This is a genomic window from Geomonas subterranea (genome assembly GCF_019063845.1).
Classification (GTDB): Bacteria; Desulfobacterota; Desulfuromonadia; order Geobacterales; family Geobacteraceae; genus Geomonas; species Geomonas subterranea.
Window position 1 is genome coordinate 16,576 of record NZ_CP077683.1, and the last position, 22,403, is coordinate 38,978.

The following is a 22,403-nucleotide window of genomic DNA, read 5'->3' on the forward strand; positions in this document are numbered from 1 at the left end:
GCCGGGGAGGGACGATGAAATCAGGATTGAAGGACGAGAGACTGCAGGAGCTTTCCGAGAGCAACTACGTCATGCTGAAGGACGTCTACTGTCTGTCACAGCAGCTGAAGGGGCTGGTGGACCGGCTGCATCTGAGCTACCTGAAGCAGGGGGTGGTTGAGGAGATGGACACGGTGATGGCGATCAAACTGACCTCCGACCGCCTTTACGAGGAACTGGAGCGATATCTCCGTCCGGAGTGCGACCCGGACAGCGCCTACGACCCCGCCAAGCCCGAAACCGAGTGAGAACCTGAAACCATCAGCCACGGAGAAAATCTGAGAACATCTGAGAAAAGCAGAAGACGGTAGAACGGCAAACGCCTTTAACCCTTCTTCTGCTTTGCTGTTTTGGACGTCTCCGATTTCCTCCGATGTGCTCCGTGGCCGATGGCTTTGACTTTGTGTCTCTCTTTGCGCCTTTGCGTCAAGAGGGGCCTTTAAAAGAGAAAGCCCGCCGTTTCCGGCGGGCTTCTTCGTTTCCCGGCTCAGAGGTCTACAACTCCTTCGTGTTGCTGAACTCGCTCCAGGCCAAAAAGGTTTTCGGAGTCTCCACGAACGAGTAGATGTTGGCTACCATTTGCAGATGGCGCCGTTCCTCCTCGGCGAGCAAGCGGAGCCCCCGGCGGGTCACATCATCGGTTGCCGCCGCAGCCAGTTCCTCGTAGAAGCGGATGTCCTGCTCCTCGTTGTTCACCGCGAAGCGGTACAGGTTCGGATCGCGGCCGGTTTCTTCCAGGAGTTCCCTCTGGCTGAGCAGTGGCCTGAACCTGCAGACGTTGCCGTTGAGCCCCTCCAGTCTGGCGCCTTTGATTCTCTTTCTGAGCCTTCTCAGTTTCCTCTGGTGCTCCTCTTCCGACGCAGCCAGCATGGAGAACAGCGTCTTCATCTCAGGCTCCATGGCTTCGGCTTCCAGGCCTTCGTAGTACGATTTTGTTTCTTCCTCTATCTTTATGGCGCAATCGAAAACGTTCATGGTGTTCCCCCTTGCTGTCAGACAAACCGTGACAGGCACCTCTCGTGCCTATGCCTAATTATAACAAAACACCGCTCACAAAAGATACTGACCTTCACAGTCAAAAAGCTCAACGCAAAGACGCCAAGCTGCGAAGAGTTTGCCATTTTGTGCAGTCTCTGCGTCTTCGCGTCTTCGCGTTAACAAAACAGATTTGAACGCAAAGCCGCGAAGGCGCAAAGAGAAACTGGAACGTTAAGTCTTTCATGCTTGCAGTTTCTCGTTCATCCTTGTCTTTGCGTCCCGGCGCCTCCGCGCCTTTGCGTTAATGGTTTGTTTTTCCCTTTGTTTACCCTATGGAAAATTGTCTCCAATTCGGTTATTGTTCTTTTCCCCGAAAGGGGACGACGACTCTCACGGAGGTGCCGCCTGCCTGTCTTCACCGGACAACTTTTCGCCATGCTTTCCGCGGCACTCTTCGGCGTGTCGCCGGTATTTTGCAAGCTCCTCATCGGCGACATGTCGCCGCTCCTGCTGGCCGGGCTGCTTTACCTCGGCTCCGGGGTCGGGCTGCAGGCGCTGCTCCTCGTCCAGCGAAAGAGCTCCCGCGCGGAACTGCGCCTGCTCTCCCCGGGGCACAGGCTGAAGCTCGTCGGCGCCGTCATCTCCGGCGGCATCGTCGCCCCGGTCTGCCTCGCCTTCGGCATCAAGTACGGGACCGCCTCGGAGGTCTCCCTGCTCCTCAACCTGGAGACGGTGGCCACCACCCTGATCGCGTGGCTGGTGTTCAGGGAGTACATCGGTCCCTACGTCTGGAGCGGAAAGGTCCTGATCCTCGTGGGCGCCGGCCTCGTGGTGCTGAAGACGCAAGGGGGACTCTCCTTTTCGCTCTCCGGGCTCCTGGTGGTGATCGCCTGCATCTTCTGGGGTATCGACAACAATCTCACCCGTGACGTGGACGAGATCTCGTCCACCGTGCTCGCCTCGGTGAAGGGGCTCGCGGCGGGGCTCTTCTCGATCGTCCTGGCACTCGTGTTCACCACGGGCGTGGCGACGCCGGGGCAGATCGCCGGGGCCCTCTCGGTGGGCGCGCTCAGTTACGGCCTTAGCCTCGTCCTCTTCGTGGAAGCCCTGCGCCAGATCGGCGCCGCCCGGACCGCGACCTTCTTCGCGGTCGGCCCGTTCTTCGGGACGCTGCTCGCGGTGGCGCTTCTGGGCGAGCGCCCGCCGGCGGCGTACTGGTACGCCACCGTGCTGATGCTGGCCGGCATCCTGCTCCTCTACGTGGAGGTGCACGGCCATCGCCACACCCACGAGGAACTGGCGCACGGCCATCCGCACCGCCACGACGAGCACCACGATCACGACCACCCCGAAGGGGAGCGCGCGGAGCCGCACGATCACTTTCACGTGCACCGGCCGGTCACCCATTCCCACGTTCACTGGCCCGATCAGCACCACCGGCACGAGCATTAGAGCCGGTGCCATAACGACTAATAGCAGCAGGAGGTATAACGATGACAGAAGAAAAAAAGGAACCCTGGCTCAACTATCTCGCACTCACCACGGTGATCCTGGCGGTCTGCGCCACCCTGGCCACCTTCAAGGGGGGCGGCTTCTCGACCAGGTCCGTCCTGGTGCAGAACCAGGCCTCGGACCAGTGGGCCTTCTACCAGGCCAAGAGCATCAAGCAGTCCCTGGCCGAGATGGAGCAGGGGCAGCTTGAGAGGGAGCTCTTGAGAACCGGCGAAAAGCAGGTCGCCGCCGCCATCGAGGCGAGGGTGCAGGCCCTCAAGGGGAAGATCGCCAAGTACGACCAGGAGAAGGCCAAGATCCAGGACGACGCCAAGAGGCTCGAGAAGGAGAGGGATGACGCGCAGCGCCACGGCCGCCCCTTCGGGCTCGCCGTCATCTTCCTGCAGATCGCGATCCTCCTCTCCTCCATCGCCGCGCTTTTGAAGAAGAAGGCGGTCTGGATGGCCGGCGTCGCCGTCGGCATCTGCGGTCTGGTTCAGTTCGCCAACGGCTTCATGCTCTTCATGTAGCCCACGCCGCAGTCTCAACTGGGACAGACGAGAAAAGGGGGACGCAGCCAGCGCTGCATCCCCCTTTTTCATGGCTCTTCCAACTTCCGTACTAATCACATCCATTCGTGCCACGAAGCGCTGCCCGTGAACCAGAGTTCCCCCTATTACGAAGGTTCATCCGGGAATTCCGGGAAAAGTGCGCTCGGGACTCCCCCTCCCTTGACGGGAGGGGGATGGGGGGCGGGTGAAGCCGCAAACAGCGGAAATGATGGCATCTTCCCCCACCCCCTTGCCCCCTCCCGCAAGGGGAGGGGGACGGTAACAGCGGTGTCCACGGAACCGGAAGATACTTTGCAAAGGGGAGGATGCGGGTTGTCGCGTTCGCTCCGTGAACAGCAAATAGGGTTCCCCGAAATTCCGGGATGAACCTTTGCGAACGGCACACAGGGCCGCTTTGTCCCGCCAGCCCCTTCCCCTATCGCTTCACGAAAAACTTCCCGTAGTTGCGCCAGTACTCCTTCAGCCGGGCCTCGTACTCCCACTGGGCCGCCGCCTTCCCGTTTTGCTTCAGAAAGTTCCCGCAGCGGATGGACGGGGTGGCGGAACCGGGGTGATCCCCGGAGCAGGCCTCGACCGGCTCCACCTTGGCCACGTCGCTCCAGAGCGGCGCGCCGGGGATGAAGCTGTACTGGAGGCTATTGCGCCCGAGGTACTGCAGGTCGTCCCGCGTCAGTCCGTACTTCTGGAAGCCGTAGATCCATTCGTCGGTGAGGTTCGCGTGGGACACCCCCTCGTCGTCGCTGGCGAAGGCGACCGGCACCCCGTAGGCGCGGTACTGCGCGAAGGGGTGCTCGGCTCCGGCGACCCCGAGGATCTGCGCGTTGCTGGTGAACATGATCTCGACCAGGGCGTTGCTGCGCCTGATCTGTTCGGCCACCTCCGACTTATCCCCAGGCTTCAGAAATCCGAAGGAAACCCCGTGCCCGATCCGTTTGGCCCCCGCCTTGAGCGTGCCTGTCAGGTGCTCCTTGAGTGCGGGGTTTCCCTCACCTACGAAACAGGGGGTGAGCTCTCCGGCATGTAGGGCGATGTTGACCCGCGGATAGGCGTCATGGAAGTAACCGAAGATCCTCATCTGGTCCCGGAACCCCGCCAGGGAGACCGGTGCGTCCTCCTTGCTCAGGAGGTTCACTCCCACAACGCTGCTCTCCGTGGAGGAGAGCAGCATGGAGAACGCGGCCTGGGTGAACACCTTGGCGAGATCCGGCGAGCCGTCTCCCTGGGCGGAGGTACGGTTGACGGTAGCCACGAAGGCGTAGGAAACGCCGCAGGCGGGCTCCGCGTCGGCGCTGCCGCACTTCATCAGCGTCCGGGTCCTGTTCACGTACTGCGCGATCTCGGCGCGTGCCGCGGCTACCGCGTCATTGACCCCCGCCTCGAGGAGGAAACGCCGCAGCACGGGGAACTGGCGCTCGTCGCGGTAAAAGGCGTCTTCCGGAAATTTCTGCCGCAGCTGCCTGGCCAGCGCGTTCACCGCGGAGGACTGGAAGGAGAGCATGGTCTCCAGGTAGGACACCCCGTCTCCGTGGGAGCGTCTCAGCACCTCGGCGAGCATGGGTGCCGTGTTGCAGGCGTTGTCGGAGACGGCGCGGAACCTGGCGAAGGTGGCGAAAAAGTGGTCATGCCCCTTCTGGGTGTCGGGATAGCCGAACCGGTACATGGAGAGGGACCGCAGGAGTTCCTCCCGCTCCGCCGTGGAGGCGCCGGAGATGGGCCTGAAGCCGTCGCCGCAGCTCCCGGAGGAGGTTCCCGGCTCCAGGGTGTAGCGCCCGGTTTTACCCTCGGGGCCGTAACAGGCGCCGTCGGCGGCGCCCAGGGCCAGGTACGTCTCGGGTGGGACGGTGCCGGAAAGGTGGTTGTGGAGGTCCCCCCCCTTGGGGAACAGGCGCAGCGCCTCGGCGAGTTCCGGCTGCTCCTTCCTGGTCTTCTCGATCACCGATGCATACTCCCGTACCGCGTCGTTGGGTTGCGAGCAGACCGCGCTGGTGCCGGTGGGGGGGGAGGCGGGGGTGAACCCCGGCCGCCAGGGCCGGCGCCGCGCTGAAGAGCGTCGCCGCGAGAAGCATCGCCAGTGGCCGGGCGGTCTTGGTGAAAAGGTGCATCTGTCTCTCTCTTGTTTGAAGGTGGCTGCCGCGACCGGGGTGCGGCCGGCACAGCGAATCTATGACGGTTGGACCGGGTTGTCAACGGCTAAAGACCCGGTATCTCTCGCGTTGAGCATACCACGCCCGTCCCGCTGCCGCCGTCACCGGCGGCTTGCTTGAAGCCGGCGCGAAAGCGCGTATAGTTACCCGGTCGGACGCGGCGCCGGAGCGTTTGCGCCAGCTCTTCACCCGCTAGTCGTCACGTATCCGCCGCCGGCCAAGCCCACGGTCGAACCTTGACCGGCGGAACGCAGCGCGCAGCACGCAGAACCTAGAACGTAGAACGTAGAACGTAGAACGGCTTCTATCCCCTCCCCGTGCCCCCCCCTGCGAGTTGTTCCAGTATCCCGAGCAGCACCTGCGAGGCCGCCACCATCTCCGCGCATAACTCGGCGGCCCTGGCCCGGTCGCCGCTGTTGCAGGCGAGGACGGCCTGCTTGCCCAGTTCGTGGACCTTGGCGTGCGGCGCATCGATCTGCCGGTAGAGGTCGCTGTGGCCGCAATCCTCCCGTCCCTTGCTCTGGTACCATTTGCCGAAGGCGCAGGTGAGGTGGGTTGGGAGTGCCTGCGGGTCGAGCTTCAGGGTGCCGTCCAGGTGCCCCTTGATCTTGCCCACGAAGATCATGTGCGCGCTCCTCGCCTTGCTGATGATCAGCCCGGTGTCCTCCTTGATCTTGAACTTGCCCAGAAGCGCCATCAACTCCTCGGCCATGGAGAGGAGGTGGTTCGCTTCGTGCGTGGTTCTTTGCGTCTCGCTCGAGGTGTCGCGCGCGATCTCCGTCACCCGCTGCACGCTTGCCGCTATCTCGTGCGTGGTCGCGCTCTGCTCCTCGGCGGCGGTCGCGATCTGGGCCAGGTCCCCGGTCACCCCCTCGATACGGCTGATGATATCCTGCAGCGCCTGCCCCGACAGCTGAGCCCCCTCGGAACCTTTCTCGACCACGGACACCCCGTGCTCCATCGATCTCACCGCCGCCCTGGTCTCCGCCTGGATCGCGCCGATCATTGCCCCGATTTCCTTGGTGGCGCGCGTGGTCCTCTCCGCCAGGGCACGCACCTCGTCGGCCACCACGGCGAAGCCGCGACCCTGCTCGCCGGCACGCGCGGCCTCGATCGCGGCGTTCAGCGCCAGCAGGTTGGTCTGGTCCGCTATCTCCTCGATGGTCCCGATGATCTCCCCGATCTGGTCGGAGCGCCGGCCAAGGCCCGCCACCGTCGTCGCCGATTCCCGTACCAGCTTCGCTATCTGGTGCATTCCCGCCACGGTTTCGTTGACGACCTGGGCGCCGTCGGAGGCGACACGGCTCGTGGTCGTACCCCCTTGCGCCGCCTGGGCGCAGCTCCGGGCGATGTCCTGCGAGGTCGCCGACATCTCCTCGCTGGCTGTGGCGACGGAGACCGACTGGGCGGCAAGGTCGTCGGCGTTGCAGTTGATCTGCTTGGCCATGCCGTGGACCCGGCTGGACCCGATCACCACGTCGATGCTCACCTTGAGCACGCTCGCCACCAGCGCGTGGAGCGTCTCGATGAAGATGTTCATGTTCCCCGCCAGCGCGCCCAGTTCGTCGGAGCGGCCGCAGGTGATGCTCCTGGAGAGGTCGCCGTCGCCCGTGGCGATCGCCTCCACCGCCTTCACCATGTCCCGCAGCGGGTGGGTGATGGAGCGCGCGATGAACCAGGTAAGGAGGAGGGTCAGGGCGAGCACCACGATGAGACCCGCTCCGATGTACAGCTGCGTCCGCAAAAGCGTGGCCCGAACGTCGTCCAGGTAGATCCCCGTCCCCACCACCCACCCCCACGGGCGGAACAGCTCGACGTAGGAGAGCTTGGGCTCCGGCGCGCCGTTCGCGCCCTTGGGCCAGCGATAGCTGACAAAGCCCTGTCCCTTCTCGTTGCAGGCCCGCACCATCTCCATGAACAGCAGCTTCCCCGCCGGATCCTTGAACTGGCCGAGGTCCTTGCCGTTTAGTTCCGGCTTCAGCGGGTGCATCACCATCCTCGGGGTCAGGTCGTTGATCCAGATGTAGTTGGTCCCCTGGTACCGGGCTGCGGAGAGCTCCTGCATCGTCCTTCGCTGCGCCTCTTCCCTGGTGACCAGTCCCCGGTCGACCTGGTCCTGGTACCACTTCATCCTGCTGGTCGCCTGTTGCACGATGGCACGCACCGTTTCCTCGCGCTCGTTCATGATGAGAGTGCGCAGGTACGGTGTCAGCAGGAACACCGATATCCCCACCAGCAGCAGCCATGACAAGAGCGTGGCGCTGATGATCTTGTGAAATATGCCCCAATCGCGAAAACGTTTCATCCGATACTCTCCCCTGTCAGCGCCGGTGTGGCTGTTACTGTTCCGGTCGCGGCTAGTATTGTTCCATGTGCTGTCAATATCAGTGTCAGTGCGAGAAGTATCGGCGCTATTTGCTTCTTTCTTTAGCGGTTTTGTCGGGGAGCCGCGCCCCGGGCGTCCGGCGGGGGGCGGTGGCTGCGGACACAAAAAGAGCCGGCGTTTCCACTGCACGCCGGCTCGTTCTTTTTCCCGTGAGGTTTTTGTTGTTGTTTTCCGCTTCAGAGCCTGAAGGCGCCCGCCCCCTGCTGCAGGACCTCGACCTGGCTGGTAAGGTCGCTGGCGCCGGCCTCCAACTGGGCGGCCGCCTGCAGGCAGCGGTCGGCGTCGGAATGGATCTCGGTCACGGCGGCGGCTATCTGAAGGCTCTCCTTCGCCTGCACGGCGCACGCGGTCTCGATCTTCCTGGACATCTCGCTCACGTCGAGGATGGAATCGGATATGGCACGCCCCACCTTGCTCTGCTCCATCGTGGCCGAGCGGAACTGCGTCGCCAGCTCCGTCATCTCCGCCGCGGCGAACATGATCGCCTCCTTGGCACCCGACTGCTCCCTGATCGCCCTTTCGATCTTCTCCGTCATCTGGGTGACCCGGTCCATGGCCTCGCGGATCAGGCTGGTCCCCTTGGCCTGCTCGGCGGTGGCCAGGGCGATGCCGCTGACGTGGCTTCTCGCGCTGGAAACACCGGTCACGATCTTCTCCAGCGCCGCGCTGGAACGGGAACTCAGCTCCTCACCCGTCGCGATGCGCTGATCGGCTTCTTTGATCGCCTTCACCGCGTGCTCGGTCTCCAACTGCACGGCGGCGATCAGCGCGGCGATTTCATTGGTCGAATTGGCCGTGCTCGAGGCGAGCATCTTGATCTCCTCGGCGACGACGCCGAACGCCTTGCCGTGGGTTCCCGCCTGCGCCGCGATGATGCTGGCGTTGAGGGCGAGCAGGGAGGTCCTCTTGGCGATGTCGTCGATGACCGAGGAGATGGCTCCGATCTCGTGGGTCCTGGAGGTGAGGGTAGCGATGACCTGGTTGGTGACGCCCGAGGAGGCGCGGATGTCGCTCATCCCCTGGCGCATGGCGCGCATCGCCTCGACCCCTTTCAGGGCGTCCTCCTCGACCCCCTGGGCGACCTCCGCGGTCAGCAGGGCGTTTCCCTTCACGCTGTTGGTCGCCGCCTCCATCTCCAGGATGGAGGACGCGGTGGAGAGCGACGAGGCGACCAGGGATTTCGTGTGCTCGCCGATCTCGCCCGTGGCGGCGGCGCTCTGCATCATGGCCGCCGTCACCTCTGCCACCAGCCCCGTCAGCCTCTCGGCATTGATCGCGACCTCGTCGGTGCTGGCCGTCATCTCGAGGATGGCGGAGGACGACTCCGAAGCGGCCTGCGCGAGCCTTTGCGTCCCGGTCTGGATCTCCTCGGCCTTGTCGGCTATGGTCCGCACGTAGCTCGACGTCTCGGTCACTTTATCCTGCTGGTGCCTGGCGGCCGCCACCGCGTGTACCGCCTCCGCCGCCAGGCGCCCGGAAATGTCCTGCAGCGCGGTGGCCGAACCGGCGACGCGGCTGATCATGCCGCACAGCCCCGACACCATCGTTTTCAGCGAGCCCAACAGCTTTCCCGCCTCGTCGCCACCGCCGGCCTGGATGGCAACGGTGAGATCCCCTTCGGCCACGGCTTCCGTGATGGCCACGGCCTTCCCCAGCGGGGCGAGCAGCATCTTCGTAAACCATGCGGCAAGGCAGCTGGCCAGAATGGTAAAGCCGATAGCGAGGGATATCACCACGCTCCTCGTGTGTTCGAAGGATTGCAGGAAGTCCGCCGCCTTCACCCCGACGTAGAGAGCGCCGATGACGTGTCCCCCCGCGTCCAGGATGGGATCGTACGCAGTGAAGTAGGGGATGTTGAGGATGGGAGCGACGCCGCGGTACGGCTCCCCCTTCCGGAACACCGCGTCGAACGCCGGACCCTGAAGCTTGGTTCCCACCGCCCTGCTGCCGTCCTCCTTGACGACGTTGGTCGCAACGCGCGTGTCATTCATGAATATGGTTGCTGTCCCTCCGCAGATCCTTGCCACCTTGTCCGGGAGCTCGTTGTTGTCGTTGATGACGTAGTCGCCGGCCATGAGGCGGTCGCCGGCGATCCTTGGTTCCCCCTTCTGCTTCAAAAGTTCCCAGAAGGTGTTCAGCCTGCTCTCCTGCGAAGCTGTCGCGACGCGCACCATCTCCTGCCGCATCTTCGCAAGCGATATGTAGGTCGTGATGCTCACCGCCGTGATGACGAGGGTGATAATGAGTGCGGTGATTTTTTTTACAATGCTTATTTTCACAGATTCGTCCTTATTCATGCAACGCTCGCACGTTGAAAAACATGAAGTACTGTTCAAATGGATGCTTTAATGCTTTGGTACACAGTCAAACACCGGCAAAGAACGTGCTTTTGAAACTTCTAAAAGTCTTTAATTGGTTTAAATATAGGATTTGGCAGCTACTATTTTGTATTACAATTATCGGCCGCGGCGGTTATAGCCGAAAAAACAATCTGCGGCAAGTTATTCGTAAACGATAAAGTGTATACGGTTTCGGCTGTAAGAAATGGCGTGGTTAGAAGTACCTGGCGCGCAGGTTTGCGGACTTCACACTGCAACGGGTGATTCGCTGCGGCGGGGGGGGGACGAAGGGGGAAACAGATGGGGGAAACAGACGGGGGGAAGATGGTGGGCGGCGCGGTTCACCGCACGGCATCGAGGACCGCGTCCATGGCGCGTTCATCGATCTCGTGCCCGGTGTCACAGATGACGTGGCGGTAATCGAAACCGAGGCTGAAACCGAGCCAGGCGAAACAGTCCAGGATGTAGTTTTTCGGGAAGATCTCGACCACCCGGCAGGGGGGCTCGCACCAGACCAGGTTGCTCAGGCCGGCGCCGTGGCTTCCGACCACGATTTCCGCCGTGTGGAAGGCGCGGACCTGGTCGGCGAAGGAGAGTTCCTCGCAGTGCAGGATCGAGAACCCCACCTCCCGCAGCCTCTCCTCGAGTTCGGCCTCACCCCGCAGGCGGCGCCTGCTTTTACCCCTCGAGACGTAGATCCTGGTGGCGGACCCGGGCGCGCCATCCGTGCCTTGCAGCGGGGCCACCCTGGTCTTCACCGCCGACCTCAAAAGCTCCAGCACCTGCGGGTCCGTGAATTCCGGCTGGGCGTGGTACTGCGGCACCACCAGCCGCTCCACCCGGATGGGATTGGAGCAGAAGACGAAGTCGCGCTTCGCCCCGGGGCCGAGGGCCGTTGCCAGCCCCTCCAGAACGTAGCGCGGACAGTTCTCAGGCAGCACGATCTTCACCCCGGGAAAGGCGGCCACCGCGAAGAGGACGTTGGGCAGGACCTCGAGGAGCCAATGGTAATAGGAGGCGGGATGGCACACCACCACGGGTTCCGGGATCCGGAGTTCGCTTGCCGGCAGCAGGGGCTCGTGCTGCACGTCCCCCCAGTCCATGATGCGGCGCAGGGAGCCGACGCTCTCCTCGAGGACCCTGTTTCCGATCCAGGCCATGCCGGAGTGGGGCGAGACGGTGGCGTTGCGCAGAAGATAGAGGTTGCGCTTGCCGAACACGGCCTCGGTTCTTATGAAGGGGGGGAGTTTCGCCGCGACCTCGTGTCTCACGATGCGGGCTTGCGTCATCGGGACGATGTCGAGGATGTGCCTGTTGATGTCGGCGTGAAAGGATGCCTTTTCCAGCGATTCCACGCACGACTTGGGCATCTTTCCCGCGATCGGCCCGAGCAGGTCGCGGGAGATGAAACGCAGCAGTTGTTTGCGCCGCTTTGCGGCTGTCTCGCTAAGGCCCGTCATGGGGGCGATCCTAGCACAGGAGCCGCTTTCTTTCCAGCAGGTCCGGAACCGGGCTTCGTCGGCAGCCCCCCGCGCCGGGGGTCCCGTATCTCCCGCGTGTTCTCAGTACTCCCTGGGCGGCTCCGCGTAGGAGCATTCGGGATTCTGCTTGACGTGCACGAAGTGCGCGACGTGCTTGTCGCCGGCTGCGCGGGGGCGGACCGGTTTGCCGCATTTGTCGCACTCGAACTGAAGGGAACGTTTGTATTCCTGCGTCGCTCCGTCCCTCACGGCCAGCGCCTTGTCGACGGTGATGATGTGGCCGAAAAACTTGCATTGCAATGCCAGACCCATTCTCCTGCTCCTTTACGCAATTGTTGGGAAACAGCTTCCCTTGCGGTCGCTGCCGCCAATCTCGTCGATTAGCTAGAACAATGTATTATTTTCCTTCTTTTTTGTCAATCCCGCCGACGCGGCGCATTCGTGAAGAACGAGACGGGGTATGTGCCGGCGGAGTTCTTATGTAATTGTGACGTTGTAAACGATGTTTAGGGAGCTGGAGGCGGCGCGGGCGGGGTGGTGTGAAACCAAAAAAGAACATGATTGGCGCCCTTTGGGGTTGTAATAACAGGAGGTTCTGTTGTATTAAAAGTTTTTTCCCCTACGTCGCCGTGCGCGCGGCCGCGAGGAGCCTCGCAGGCGGCGGCTCCGGCAGGCCCGTATGGCGGGCGGCGCGGAGGGGATAATTTCGATGCAGGAGGAGACTGTTACATGAAGAAGATGGTATTGGCAGTACTGGGCGGGATACTTATGACAACGGCCACCGCGCACGCGGAACACAAACTGCTGGTCACGGACGTCCTCGACAAGAAGCAAGTCGAGGCACAGGCCCTGTTCGAGTATTCCCACCTCAAAGGTGACATCACTGACGCGGGGGACCCGGGGAAGGGGACCCTCAACGCCGCCGAGTCGGTCTATTCCGTCGGTGTCGGCCTCGGCCACGGTCTGGAAGTGTCCGCCTCGCTCCCGTACGTTTTCAGCGAGCGGGAGAAGGAAGTGATAGACGGAGTCGGTGCATTTCAGGACAAGCGTGACGGCTTCGGCGACCTGGCGCTCCAGGCGAAATACCGTCTGGTAGGGGGCGAGGAAGCGCCGTACACCGTCGTGGCGGGCCTTGGGCTGAAATTCGACACCGCCGGCGGCAGCCAGGCGGGAACCGGCACCACCGACGTGAGCCCGTTCATCGCGGCGAGCGCCAACCTCGGGCACCACAACACCCCTTACGCCATCTACCGTGCCACCATCAGGAACCACGATGAGTACGATACCCACACCGTCTCGCTGGGCTTCGAGAAGGAGCTCAACCACACGGTGACCATCGACGCCAAGGTGGACGCGAACTTCAACACCGCTACCCGCGACTTCACCGCCAACGAGGACTTCTCCTTTGAACTGGGGAGCTACCTCCAGATGGCACACAACTTCTACCTGCTGCCGAGCGTGGCCTACGTGGTCGCAACCGATGCCAGGAGCAAGGATGGCGAATTCCGCGCCGGTTCCGCCGACGGGTTCCGTGCGGGTTTCTCCCTGTACTACCTCTTCTAGCAAAGGCAACAAGGGCCGCCCGTCTCCATCCCGGAGGCGGGCGGGTTTTTCCCTGTCTTTGCTCTCCCCCCCCGTCCCGCTCACGGGGCCCGGCTGCCCGGCCGCCCGCCCATCCTGATCTGTTCCCCCGGGATCACATGGCGCATTTGTAAAATTAAATTGATAACGCTTAAACCTGCATGGTATGCTGCGGCGCGAGTTATCTCCTTATTCCCGACCCCCGTACCAGGGAGGAACCTTGTCCGCCTTCATCCTGACCTGCCCCGTTTGCAACTTCTCCAAGCAGGTCGAGGTCGCCGTCGTGCCGCGGCCCGGCACCACGGTCACCTGTCCCGTCTGCAAGTCCATGTTCCCCTTTGAAAGTGATGAGCCCGCTGCCGCGCCCGGAACAGATGAAGCGCCTTTCGCCGACGAGGCAGGCGAGGCAGGCGAGGCAGGCGAGGCCACGGCGCCGGTGTCGCCGCCTCCCCGCAAGGAAGCGCGCCGCACGCTCGCCTTCGATTTCACCGGCAGCGCCCGGGAGTACTTCGGCATCTGGATCGTCAATACATTCCTGCGCATCGTGACCCTGGGGTTGTACTCCCCCTGGGCCAAGGTCCGCAAACGGCGCTACTTCTACGGCAACACCCTGCTCGACGGGGTCCCCTTCGATTTTCTCGGCGACCCCTGGGCGATCCTCAAGGGATGGTTTCTGGCCGGTCTGTTCTTCACCCTCTATTCCTTCGCCTCGCGCGTCAGTCCGCTGGTCTCCGCCCTGCTCATGTTGTTCTTCCTGGGAGTGTTCCCCTGGGTGGTGGTCCGCTCACGCATCTTCAACCTGAGGAACACCTCGCACCGCAACATCCGTTTTGGTTTCAACGCCGACTACGCCGAGGCCTACCGGGTCTTTCTCTGGTGGCAGTTGCTCCTGCCGCTGACCATGGGAGTCCTCGTCCCGTACATCTATTACCGTCAACGGCGTTTCCTGGTGGAAAACAGCCGCTACGGCACCACTCCCTTTCGCTTTCACGCCACGCCGGGGCAGTACTTCCGCATCTTCCTCCCCATGGTGATCCTGTTTCCGGTTGCCTTTGCTGCGGCGATCGGCGCCATCCTGGTGAAGCCCAACGCACTGACGGTGGCGCTGCCGGCGGTTTTTTTCACAGGTGTTTATCTTTGCGCCGCCCTCTATGTCCGGACCGCACTCACCAATCTGACCTGGAGCTCCACGAGCCTTGGCGATCACAGGTTCACCTGCGCGCTCCGGATGCGCGACCTCATCTGGATCTACCTCTCCAACGCCGTCGCGGTCATCTGTACGCTGGGACTGCTGGCGCCTTGGGCAACGGTGCGTCTGTTGCGCTACCGCCTGGAACGTCTCAGTGCGGCCGGCGCGGGGGGGCTCGATGCCATCCGCGCCTCCAAGGAGACCCAGGTCGGCGCCGCGCCCGAGGAACTGGGGGACATGCTCGGCTTCGACCTCGGCTTATGAGCGGTTCCTGCACGGCGACATGGTATGACGGACGCACCTCGCAGGGGCACGCGGTGACGGTGCGCCTTGTGGAAGGTTCCCTGGCGGTATCGGGCGCGGGGGTCGACTCGGTTTATCCCCTGGCGGAGGTCTGTGTGGACCCGCCCCTGGGGAGGGTGAGGCGCAGGCTGCATTTTCCCGACGGCGCCAGTGCGGAGACCGGCGCGGACGGTTTCGTGGAGGAACTTCTGCGCAGGCAGGGGAGGGGAGGGGTGCTCCTTGGCGTGCACCGCTGGGAGAAGAGCATCGGCCGGGCCGTGGTTGCGCTGGCACTGCTTGTCGCCATCGTCTTCGGGTTCCTGCGCTATCTCGTTCCCGTCCTTGCGCTCAAGGTCGCCTTCGCCCTTCCACCCCGGACCGAGGAGTTGATCGGCCGGGAAACCCTGCAGGTCCTGGACCAGGTGATCATGCGGCCGAGCGCGCTCCCCCGGCTACGCAGGGAGGAAGTGACGCGCCGTTTCCGCGCCATGACCGCGGGGGATCCGCAACGTCAGGGCTGGCGCCTGGAGTTCCGCTCCTCGAAGGAGATAGGGGCCAACGCCTTCGCGCTCCCCTCGGGGATCGTCGTGGTAACCGACCGGATGGTGGAACTTGCCGAAAACGATGACGATCTGGCCGGCGTGCTGGCGCACGAGATCGGGCACCTGGAGCGCAGGCACGCGCTGCGCCACCTGTTGCAGAATTCCGTGACCGCCCTGGTGGTTGCCACCCTGACCGGAGACCTCGTCTCCGCGGGTTCGCTCGCCGCCACGATGCCCACCGCTCTCGTCGACGCCAAGTACTCGCGCGACTTCGAGTGGGAAGCCGATGCCGCCGCGGTTCGCTTTCTGAAGCGGCAGGGGATTCCGGTGCGGCGCTACGCCGAGATCCTGGCGCGGCTGGAGGCGGATCATTACCAGGAACGCAAAGATGTTCCCCGCCTGGGGGAGCTGTTCGACGACCACCCCGCCATGCTGGAGAGGGTGCAAAAGGTGCTGGCCGCCCAGTAGGAAGACCGGGAAGGGCCGGCTTTGGAAACGAATGAAGCTGAGGGAGGGATGATGAAGGGATTGCGCACCGGCATTCTGGTGCTGGCCGTTTGGCTGGGGGTGGCGGGAGTTTCTTTCGCCAAAGAGGTCGTCTTTCGGGACGGCAGCGTACTCGACTGCGAATCTTTCTGGCGGCGCAACGGGGTGATCGTGGTCAAGGTGAACCGCGACGTGCTCCTGGAGTTCGCGCCCGGCGAGGTGAACCTTGCCAAGACCATGGAGCGGGCAAAGCGCAAGCCCGTCCGCGCCGTCCGGCATACGAAGGCGGTGCCCGCCAAGGCGCCCATCGCGGCGGAAAGCGCCGCGCCCGCTCCGGCAGCAGATCGGGTGAAGCCGGCGCAGGGCGTGAAGCCGGCACAGGGCGTGAAGCCGGCACAGGGCGTGAAGCCGGCACAGGGCGTGAAGCCGGCACAGGGCGTGAAGCCGGCACAGGGCGTGAAAGCGCCTGCACCAGTCGCTGCCGTGGCACGCACTGCGGAAGAGCCGGTTCCTCCCGCCCCGGAGGTGGCGGCGGCACCGGCCGCGCCCCCCGCGCCCGCATCGGCTGCTGCCGCGCCCCCCGCCCCTCTGACCAGGGAGGAGGTGGAGCGCCTCAGCAAAGAAAACGTGGAGATGATGGCGGATGCCATTAAAAAAGGGGACCCGGAGCTGATGAAGAAGGCCGTGGAAGCGCAGAAGAGCCTGGCGCAGCGGCAAAAGGAGGCGGGGGGTGCCGCCGTGGTGGCCAAGGGGCCCCGGCCCGAGCCACCCTGGTTCAAGTACTTCCTCATGATGGTGGCGAGCGGCCTGCTGGTCATCGTCTCCATGTGGATCGTCTTCCGCAAGGCCGGGGAGTCGGGAGTGAAGAGCATCATCCCCATTTACAACTACTACGTACTGATGCAGATAGCGGGCAAGCCGGGGTGGTGGTGTCTGCTGCTCTTCGTTCCGGTGGTGGGGCTTGCCACCCACCTGCTGGCGATGCTCGCTCTGGCGGAGAAATTCGGAAGAAGTCCGGTCTTCGGCGTCGGCCTGGTATTTCTCCCCATGATCTTCTTCCCGCTGCTTGCCTTCGGCGACTCCCGGTTTGAAGAGGTCCGGGAGGAGGAGCTGGACTTTACCTTCTCCGAGGAGCCCCCGCAGGGATAACGGGTGCGGTACGTTCCTGGTGGGTCAGGGTGCCAGGCGCGTCAGAAAATAGATGGCGGGGAGGGTCCCGAAGGAGAGGATGATGCCGATGCCGATCATCGCGACGGCGAGGTCGGCCTCCATTCCCGCGACGACGGCCAGGGCGCCGGCGGTCACCATGGGGGGCATGGCCGCTTCCAGGACGGAGACGTCGACCACCATGCCGCCAAGCCCGGCCAGACGGCAGACCAGAAGCGCCGACAGCGGAGCCGCCAGGAGCTTCACGGCCAGCCCGAATGCCAGCGGCCCGAAGACCCTGCGCGGCAAACGGAGCCGCATCTGCAGCCCGATGGCGGTCATCACCACCGGCACCAGGGTCAGGGCGACGTTTTGCAGCCCCTGTGCGAGTTTCTCCGGGTAGGGCCAGGAGCGGGCGACGAGGCCGGCCATCAGGGCGATGGTCGGCGGAAAGAAAAGCATCTTCCTGACCATCGCGACGAGATTCACGGAGCCGCCGTCCTTGCCGTAGAGGGCGAGGATGAGGGAGCCGTAGCTTACCATGATGAGCAGCGTCCCCAACTGGTCGTAGATGATGAGGTAGGGAAGCCCCCCAGCCCCGAAGAAGGCCTGGACCATCGGCACGCCGAGAAACGACGTGTTCCCAAGCGGCACCACCAGGAGCAGCACGCCGACCGTGCCCCGTTCCCAGCGCCACAGGCGAGCGGCGCCGAGCACGGCAGTGACCGAGAGGAGCAGCAGCCCCCAGGGGACCACGGCCGCGGTCAGTATCTCGCGGGAGAGCACGATCTGCGGCACCTTCAGCAGTATCAGCGCCGGCAGCGAGACGTAGAGGGCGAACATGTTGAGGGTCTGCGCAGAATCCTTGGGGAAGGCTTCAAGGCGGCGAAAGAGCATCCCCAGAAGAACGAACACCCCTATCAATACGAAATTTTCCATTACTGCCAGCTTCTCCTGCAGAGGTGGCGTTTAAGCGGCGGCTTAACTGCCGGACGCCTTTTCCGGGAAGAACTCCTGCGTTGCATCCGACTGGACCCGCAGGGTTACCGGTTTCTTCGCGAAGTCCGCAAGGCACTGCGCCACGCGCGCCCCGTCCTCAACTATCGGTTCGAACGCGGCACGCCGCGCGAACACCACCTTTCTCCCCATCTTGTCATGTCCGTAGACCTCGAACCCTTTCGGGTAGGGGGCGATATGGATCACCATTTCCGCGACGGTTCCCAAGATGCTGCGTTTTACGTTTGCCACGGCATCCCTCCAGCAACGATGAAATCCTGAAGCCTTTGCTGTAACACAGGGAAGGTGCCGCCACAAGTAAAAGAACGCGCCGGACGCGCTGCCGCTCCCGGCGTGTGACCGGATCGTACCCACTGGATGAGGGGGGGCGCCAGGGAGTATACTTGCTGGAGGAGGGAATCCTACCGGGAGGAGGGACGGAAAACAGCCAAGGAGGACCCAACATGAGAACGAAAAGAATAGGCATCGTCGGATCGGGCAACATCGGCGGCAACTTGGGGATAATGTTAGGCCAGGCAGGCTACGAAGTGTTCTTCAGCTCCAGGCATCCCGAAAACCTGAAGGAACTCGTGCAAGACGCCGGCCCCGCCGCCCGTGCCGGGACCGTAGCCGAAGCGATCGCCTTCAGCGACGTTATCCTGCTCTCCGTACCGCTCAAGGCCTACCGCGAACTGGACATCGAAACGAAACAGGCACTGCAGGGCAAAATAGTGATCGACACCTCTAACCCGTACCCTGAGCGGGACGGGGTGATGGCGGTGGAAGCCCGGCAGGACCCGGGAGGAATGGGGACCGTGGTGGCCCGTTTACTCCCCGGAGCGAAGATCGTCCGTGCCTTCAACTCGGTTTATTTCGAGGATCTGAGGAAGACGGTGAACAAGAGAGGCGACAGGATCGGCATCCCCATCGCCGGTGACGATCAGGAAGCGGTGGAAGTCGCGGTCGAACTGGCCCGCAGCGTGGGGCTGGACCCGGTCGTCGTGGGCGGGTTGACCGAGTCCAGGCTCTTCGACGTCGGCACCCCGGTGTATGCGACCAGCGCCTCCGCGTCCGAAATCAAGGCGAAGTTGAGAATGGAATAGATCCCGCCAAACCAGGAGCGGGGGCGTGCCCTCAGAGAAATTGAAGGTGCCCCCGGTCCTGCCCACCCTCCCTTGCCCGCAAAAACTAACGAGACATTACAATCCCTCGCTTGACCTCAGCCGTCTCTCAAGTAATATAAGAGAAAACTAATGTCAAGGGAGGAAAAAGAGCATGAACGTCACCGATATTTTCGTAATGAACCATGCGGACATGGATCCCCCGGAATTCATACTCTGGCTTGATGACGCTGCCACATTGCAGGCTGCCCATCCCTTGATAAGTACGCAAAAGGATCAATGGGCTCCTGGGGAGGTACAGTTCAGAGCACACAAGGAGGCAATCTCGAAGGCGTGGGAGAGAGCCTCCGCCTTGAATGTGTGCAGTACCAAAGAACTTGATGCGGCGAGAGCGGCAGCGTTAGAGGACGTAAACATCAACGCCAGCTACCTCGTGCTCAGGGCAAAACATGGAAAAGATGATGCGTGGCTTCACAACAACGGTTACCAAGCGAAGGAAAAGACAAAGAGGATACACGACAGATCCGTTTCCGCCGTTGCCTTGAATCTCAAGGCTAAAAACGGGCCGAGCATCGGGGAGGTTTCGCTAACGTGGGGAAAAGATCCTGGCGCTGGTTCCTACCAGTTGCAGATCTGTAAGGGGCACCCGCAGGGCGACGACTCATTTAGTGATTATGGTTTCTTGAAAAAAGTACGGACCGTGGTTGGCGGCCTGGAAAGGGCCTCGTGGTACCACTTCCGAATCAGGAGTATCGGCAACAATGAGGTTGGTCCCTGGAGTGAACCTGTCGGCATCATCGTGACCTAGAGTCAGAGAAATTAAAGCAGAAAAGGCCGGTCCTCCAAGGGAGGATCGGCCCTCGCCACTCATCTTCATCTCAATCCTTCCGCTGGGACTAAAATTTCACAGGCCTTCATCCGAACTGATAAGCTTTTTGTTCTCCGTAAAAGGGAACGTTTGCGCTGCTCGACGAATGCATTCTTTGAAAAACGGAGCGCTTTGTCACCCGACGAATGCATTCTCTGGAGGACGGAACGCTTCCGCTGCTCGACGAATGCATTCTCTGGAGAACGGAACGCTTCCGCTGCTCGACGAATGCATTCTCTGGAGGACGGAACGCTTCCGCTGCTCGACGAATGCATTCTCTGGAGGACGGAACGCTTCCGCTGCTCGACGAATGCATTCTCTGGAGAACGGAACGCTTCTGCCGCTCGACGAATGCATTCTCTGGAGAACGGAACGCTTCTGCCGCTCGACGAATGCATTCTCTGGAGAACGGAACGCTTCCGCCGCTCGACAAATGAATTCTCTGGAGAACGGAACGCTTCCGCCGCCCGAGGAAATCATTCTCTGAAAAACGGAACGCTTTGTCGCTCGACAAATGCATTCTCTGGAGAACGGAACGCTTCCGCTGCTCGACGAATGCTTTTTATGGAGAACGAAGCGCTTCGGTCACACGGCGAAAGCGTTCTCTGAAGAATGCAACGCTTTGGTTACACGACAAGGGAAAGTAAAGTTTGTGAAAATGACTAAGAAAGGTATCCGCTGCGGACAACAACAGCAGCGGCGACATGTAAAACCGGAGCTCCTTTTGGGGGAGACTCCGGTTTTTTTTACTTCGCCAGCTCTGTCAGCGCCTGCTGCGCGATGATGCCGTGTACCTTCTCGGTGGGATGGATGCCGTCCCAGAAGACGAAAGTGTCGGGTTTGTTGCAGACAAAAGGCGGCGCGCCCGGTGTCAGGCAGGGGGTGTCGACGACGTTCAGTCCGAAAGCTGAGGGATCTGTGACCAACTCTTCCAGTTTGCCGAAGAAGCTGACGCGCACCATCTGCAGGTCGGGGAGCTGGGATGACATCGATGTCAGGAGGTCGTCGAGGAGGAAGTTGTAGTACTGGGATAACTGGTGTGCGCCCGCCGCGGCTCCCGGCATGACCTTGTCGGTGGCGAGAAGCGCGGGCGTTAGTGAAAGGTCCGGGGCGTTGCATACCAGGAATTTCCTGGCGCCGGCATAGTAGAGAGCGGAGATGTTTGCCTGCAGGGAGGAGACCGCCTGCCCGATGATGGCGGGATCCTGGGCCTCCAGCGCGTCCCTTATGTCGTTGCTTCCGAATTCCACCACGTAGAGCGCGTCGGGCGGCGCCTGTCCGCCGAACACGTTGAGGAACGTGGTGACCTCGAAGGTGATGGTCGCCTCACCCGCCTTGTCGTGCGCCCTCGCTCCGCCGATAGCATAGTTGGTTGCGTCCACACCGAGTTCGCGGTAAGCGGGCCGGGTATTGTCCGAAAGCGAAAATTGCCGTGCCAACTGTTCCACCCAGGTGGCGCCGTTGCTGAAGTGGTGGCCGCCCCTGGCGTAAGGCATCTCAGGAACGAGGAGTTGATCCAGGAACTGGTAGGGCGGGGTGTTCGCTTTGCCGACAAACACGAACGCATTGCCTGGATCCGAAAGGCTGTCGCCGAAGACCACGATGCGGTCGAAGGACGTCTGTGCCAGGGCCCATCCCGGCACCAGCAGCACGAGTGCCAGCAAAAGCCCCAGTATCGTCCGCCTCTTGGAAAGAATTGTATCCATAGTATCCTCCTTTGATAGTCACTGCATAGTGAAACCCCAAGGATCATGACCCGCGCCTTTCACCGTCCCTCCTTTCTGCAGGTGTGACGACAAGTGTAAGACTTTCCGTCATTTCTTCAAGCCACTCCACGCCCAAAGCACCCATCAGGTTCCGGCTCCTCCCCCTTCGAGTACCTCGATACGATGGTCCGGACGCGGTTTTCGCCCTCTCGCGTACGCAAGGGGGACCGGGTAGAGGGCACGCCTTCGGTACTTCCGCTTTGACACGGATGAAGTAACTCTATATATTGCGGTTGATTTGTCGGGGCAAATGAGAGTTGATAATGAATGCGGGGGCATTTCGCGGATTGAAGGGAGGATATACGGTTTTCTGTCCATCCCCCCAATCGGCGTGAATTCCGGATATGGCCCGCAAGGTTTCCAGCTGCTTATGAAGGCCGGATGATTATAGAGTTATCGCGTATTCGCAGTGGTGAGGAAGATGACAGCAATTCTGCCTAATAAGTAGTTGGACGAAATGGGAGAACGGGATGAAACTCGATTGCACCAACTTTTATGACGAAATTGAAGCTTTTGCGGCATTCCCAGAAAAAATAACAAACGTGACGGCAGAAGAATTCAAGAAGGTGTTTGGCTGCGAAGCGGCTGAAAAATCCAAAGAAGTGGTGTATGTGTGGAGGAGCGAGAGAAAGATAAAAATATTAAAAGGCGAAAGTGACATTCTTTACATCGGCCAGACAAAGCAAAGCTTTCGCGACAGATATTACAAATATGCGGGAATGCACGCGACTTCCAAAGCAAATTCTCTGAAATTTAAACATATAATTGATATTTATGGTGCAATAACAATATCCGTGGCTCATTTTTCAAAATTTGCAGATTCCCTCCAGAAAGCTGAAGGCCAACTACTTTGGTGGTATTTTCAGAATCATTGTGAGTATCCACCCATAAACTATACACAGACAAAGATTAGGAATGATGCCTTCCAATTACTGTGAGAAGAGTACAACAAGGCGGCGGCACTCAGTTTCTGCTCCGGTGCGCCCCCACGACGTT

19 protein-coding genes are annotated in these 22,403 nt (G+C 61.7%); 10 read left to right on the forward strand and 9 right to left on the reverse strand.

The window, feature by feature from the left end; all coding sequences use genetic code 11:
• Nucleotides 1–14 precede the first annotated feature (14 nt).
• Nucleotides 15–287, forward strand: coding sequence for a hypothetical protein (locus KP001_RS00065; protein WP_217287575.1), 273 nt, complete (start codon nucleotides 15–17; stop codon nucleotides 285–287).
• Nucleotides 288–534: 247 nt separating this feature from the next.
• On the opposite strand, the gene KP001_RS00070 is transcribed toward KP001_RS00065, so the two are convergent.
• Nucleotides 535–1,014, reverse strand: coding sequence for a ferritin-like domain-containing protein (locus KP001_RS00070; protein ID WP_217287576.1), 480 nt, complete (start codon nucleotides 1,012–1,014; stop codon nucleotides 535–537).
• 408 nt (nucleotides 1,015–1,422) lie between these two features.
• Here KP001_RS00070 and KP001_RS00075 point away from each other — a divergent pair, with 408 nt between their 5' ends.
• Nucleotides 1,423–2,469 carry a DMT family transporter gene (locus KP001_RS00075; RefSeq protein ID WP_275423388.1) on the forward strand — a complete coding sequence of 349 codons (1,047 nt, stop codon included), beginning with the start codon at nucleotides 1,423–1,425 and terminating at the stop codon, nucleotides 2,467–2,469.
• Nucleotides 2,470–2,510: 41 nt separating this feature from the next.
• On the forward strand, nucleotides 2,511–3,038 hold the full coding sequence (locus KP001_RS00080; RefSeq protein ID WP_217287578.1) for a DUF4337 domain-containing protein: 528 nt from the start codon (nucleotides 2,511–2,513) through the stop codon (nucleotides 3,036–3,038).
• A 457-nt stretch (nucleotides 3,039–3,495) separates the two neighbouring features.
• Here KP001_RS00080 and KP001_RS00085 read toward each other — a convergent pair whose 3' ends face one another.
• From KP001_RS00085 to KP001_RS00105, 5 genes are all read right to left on the reverse strand, one after another.
• Nucleotides 3,496–5,016 carry an amidohydrolase family protein gene (locus tag KP001_RS00085; RefSeq protein ID WP_217287579.1) on the reverse strand — a complete coding sequence of 507 codons (1,521 nt, stop codon included), beginning with the start codon at nucleotides 5,014–5,016 and terminating at the stop codon, nucleotides 3,496–3,498.
• A gap of 512 nt (nucleotides 5,017–5,528) precedes the next feature.
• Nucleotides 5,529–7,529 carry a methyl-accepting chemotaxis protein gene (locus KP001_RS22140; protein WP_217287580.1) on the reverse strand — a complete coding sequence of 667 codons (2,001 nt, stop codon included), beginning with the start codon at nucleotides 7,527–7,529 and terminating at the stop codon, nucleotides 5,529–5,531.
• A 257-nt stretch (nucleotides 7,530–7,786) separates the two neighbouring features.
• A complete protein-coding gene (locus KP001_RS00095) occupies nucleotides 7,787–9,889 on the reverse strand; it encodes a methyl-accepting chemotaxis protein (protein ID WP_217287581.1) in 2,103 nt (700 codons plus the stop codon).
• Nucleotides 9,890–10,290: 401 nt separating this feature from the next.
• Nucleotides 10,291–11,409 (reverse strand): glycosyltransferase family 61 protein, encoded by a 1,119-nt coding sequence (locus tag KP001_RS00100; RefSeq protein WP_217287582.1) that lies wholly within the window; start codon nucleotides 11,407–11,409, stop codon nucleotides 10,291–10,293.
• 102 nt (nucleotides 11,410–11,511) lie between these two features.
• On the reverse strand, nucleotides 11,512–11,742 hold the full coding sequence (locus KP001_RS00105) for a hypothetical protein (protein ID WP_217287583.1): 231 nt from the start codon (nucleotides 11,740–11,742) through the stop codon (nucleotides 11,512–11,514).
• A gap of 417 nt (nucleotides 11,743–12,159) precedes the next feature.
• Here KP001_RS00105 and KP001_RS00110 point away from each other — a divergent pair, with 417 nt between their 5' ends.
• The 4 genes from KP001_RS00110 (at nucleotide 12,160) to KP001_RS00125 (ending at nucleotide 16,659) form a co-directional block, all read left to right on the forward strand.
• A complete protein-coding gene (locus tag KP001_RS00110; protein ID WP_217287584.1) occupies nucleotides 12,160–12,993 on the forward strand; it encodes a hypothetical protein in 834 nt (277 codons plus the stop codon).
• 238 nt (nucleotides 12,994–13,231) lie between these two features.
• A complete protein-coding gene (locus KP001_RS00115; protein WP_217287585.1) occupies nucleotides 13,232–14,464 on the forward strand; it encodes a YjgN family protein in 1,233 nt (410 codons plus the stop codon).
• Nucleotides 14,461–15,492 (forward strand): M48 family metallopeptidase, encoded by a 1,032-nt coding sequence (locus KP001_RS00120; protein ID WP_217287586.1) that lies wholly within the window; start codon nucleotides 14,461–14,463, stop codon nucleotides 15,490–15,492. The genes KP001_RS00115 and KP001_RS00120 overlap by 4 nt, the downstream gene beginning before the upstream one ends.
• Before the next feature lie 51 nt (nucleotides 15,493–15,543).
• A complete protein-coding gene (locus KP001_RS00125) occupies nucleotides 15,544–16,659 on the forward strand; it encodes a DUF5684 domain-containing protein (RefSeq protein WP_239027856.1) in 1,116 nt (371 codons plus the stop codon).
• A gap of 24 nt (nucleotides 16,660–16,683) precedes the next feature.
• Here the strand turns inward: KP001_RS00125 and KP001_RS00130 are convergent, their stop codons facing one another.
• Both KP001_RS00130 and KP001_RS00135 read right to left on the reverse strand, forming a co-directional pair.
• Entirely contained in the window at nucleotides 16,684–17,595 is a 912-nt protein-coding gene (locus KP001_RS00130) for an AEC family transporter (protein ID WP_217287588.1), read from the reverse strand.
• 42 nt (nucleotides 17,596–17,637) lie between these two features.
• A complete protein-coding gene (locus KP001_RS00135) occupies nucleotides 17,638–17,904 on the reverse strand; it encodes a hypothetical protein (RefSeq protein ID WP_217287589.1) in 267 nt (88 codons plus the stop codon).
• A gap of 104 nt (nucleotides 17,905–18,008) precedes the next feature.
• On the opposite strand from KP001_RS00135, the gene KP001_RS00140 reads away from it, so the two are divergent.
• Together KP001_RS00140 and KP001_RS00145 are read left to right on the forward strand one after the other, a co-directional pair.
• Entirely contained in the window at nucleotides 18,009–18,755 is a 747-nt protein-coding gene (locus KP001_RS00140; RefSeq protein ID WP_275423335.1) for an NADPH-dependent F420 reductase, read from the forward strand.
• A gap of 172 nt (nucleotides 18,756–18,927) precedes the next feature.
• A complete protein-coding gene (locus KP001_RS00145) occupies nucleotides 18,928–19,581 on the forward strand; it encodes a fibronectin type III domain-containing protein (RefSeq protein ID WP_217287591.1) in 654 nt (217 codons plus the stop codon).
• An 806-nt stretch (nucleotides 19,582–20,387) separates the two neighbouring features.
• On the opposite strand, the gene KP001_RS00150 is transcribed toward KP001_RS00145, so the two are convergent.
• Complete coding sequence (locus KP001_RS00150; protein WP_217287592.1) at nucleotides 20,388–21,347, reverse strand: SGNH/GDSL hydrolase family protein; 960 nt, start codon at nucleotides 21,345–21,347, stop codon at nucleotides 20,388–20,390.
• Between the two features lie 530 nt (nucleotides 21,348–21,877).
• On the opposite strand from KP001_RS00150, the gene KP001_RS00155 reads away from it, so the two are divergent.
• On the forward strand, nucleotides 21,878–22,345 hold the full coding sequence (locus tag KP001_RS00155) for a hypothetical protein (protein WP_217287593.1): 468 nt from the start codon (nucleotides 21,878–21,880) through the stop codon (nucleotides 22,343–22,345).
• Nucleotides 22,346–22,403: the final 58 nt, after the last annotated feature.

Excerpts from the sequence above, each read along its gene's own strand:
- KP001_RS00065 (WP_217287575.1), top strand. The coding sequence starts at position 15 with ATGAAATCAGGATTGAAGGACGAGAGACTGCAGGAGCTTTCCGAGAGC.
- KP001_RS00070 (WP_217287576.1), bottom strand. The coding sequence starts at position 1,014 with ATGAACGTTTTCGATTGCGCCATAAAGATAGAGGAAGAAACAAAATCG.
- KP001_RS00080 (WP_217287578.1), top strand. The coding sequence starts at position 2,511 with ATGACAGAAGAAAAAAAGGAACCCTGGCTCAACTATCTCGCACTCACC.
- KP001_RS22140 (WP_217287580.1), bottom strand. The coding sequence starts at position 7,529 with ATGAAACGTTTTCGCGATTGGGGCATATTTCACAAGATCATCAGCGCC.
- KP001_RS00100 (WP_217287582.1), bottom strand. The coding sequence starts at position 11,409 with ATGACGGGCCTTAGCGAGACAGCCGCAAAGCGGCGCAAACAACTGCTG.
- KP001_RS00105 (WP_217287583.1), bottom strand. The coding sequence starts at position 11,742 with ATGGGTCTGGCATTGCAATGCAAGTTTTTCGGCCACATCATCACCGTC.
- KP001_RS00110 (WP_217287584.1), top strand. The coding sequence starts at position 12,160 with ATGAAGAAGATGGTATTGGCAGTACTGGGCGGGATACTTATGACAACG.
- KP001_RS00120 (WP_217287586.1), top strand. The coding sequence starts at position 14,461 with ATGAGCGGTTCCTGCACGGCGACATGGTATGACGGACGCACCTCGCAG.
- KP001_RS00125 (WP_239027856.1), top strand. The coding sequence starts at position 15,544 with ATGAAGGGATTGCGCACCGGCATTCTGGTGCTGGCCGTTTGGCTGGGG.
- KP001_RS00130 (WP_217287588.1), bottom strand. The coding sequence starts at position 17,595 with ATGGAAAATTTCGTATTGATAGGGGTGTTCGTTCTTCTGGGGATGCTC.
- KP001_RS00145 (WP_217287591.1), top strand. The coding sequence starts at position 18,928 with ATGAACGTCACCGATATTTTCGTAATGAACCATGCGGACATGGATCCC.
- KP001_RS00150 (WP_217287592.1), bottom strand. The coding sequence starts at position 21,347 with ATGGATACAATTCTTTCCAAGAGGCGGACGATACTGGGGCTTTTGCTG.
- KP001_RS00155 (WP_217287593.1), top strand. The coding sequence starts at position 21,878 with ATGAAACTCGATTGCACCAACTTTTATGACGAAATTGAAGCTTTTGCG.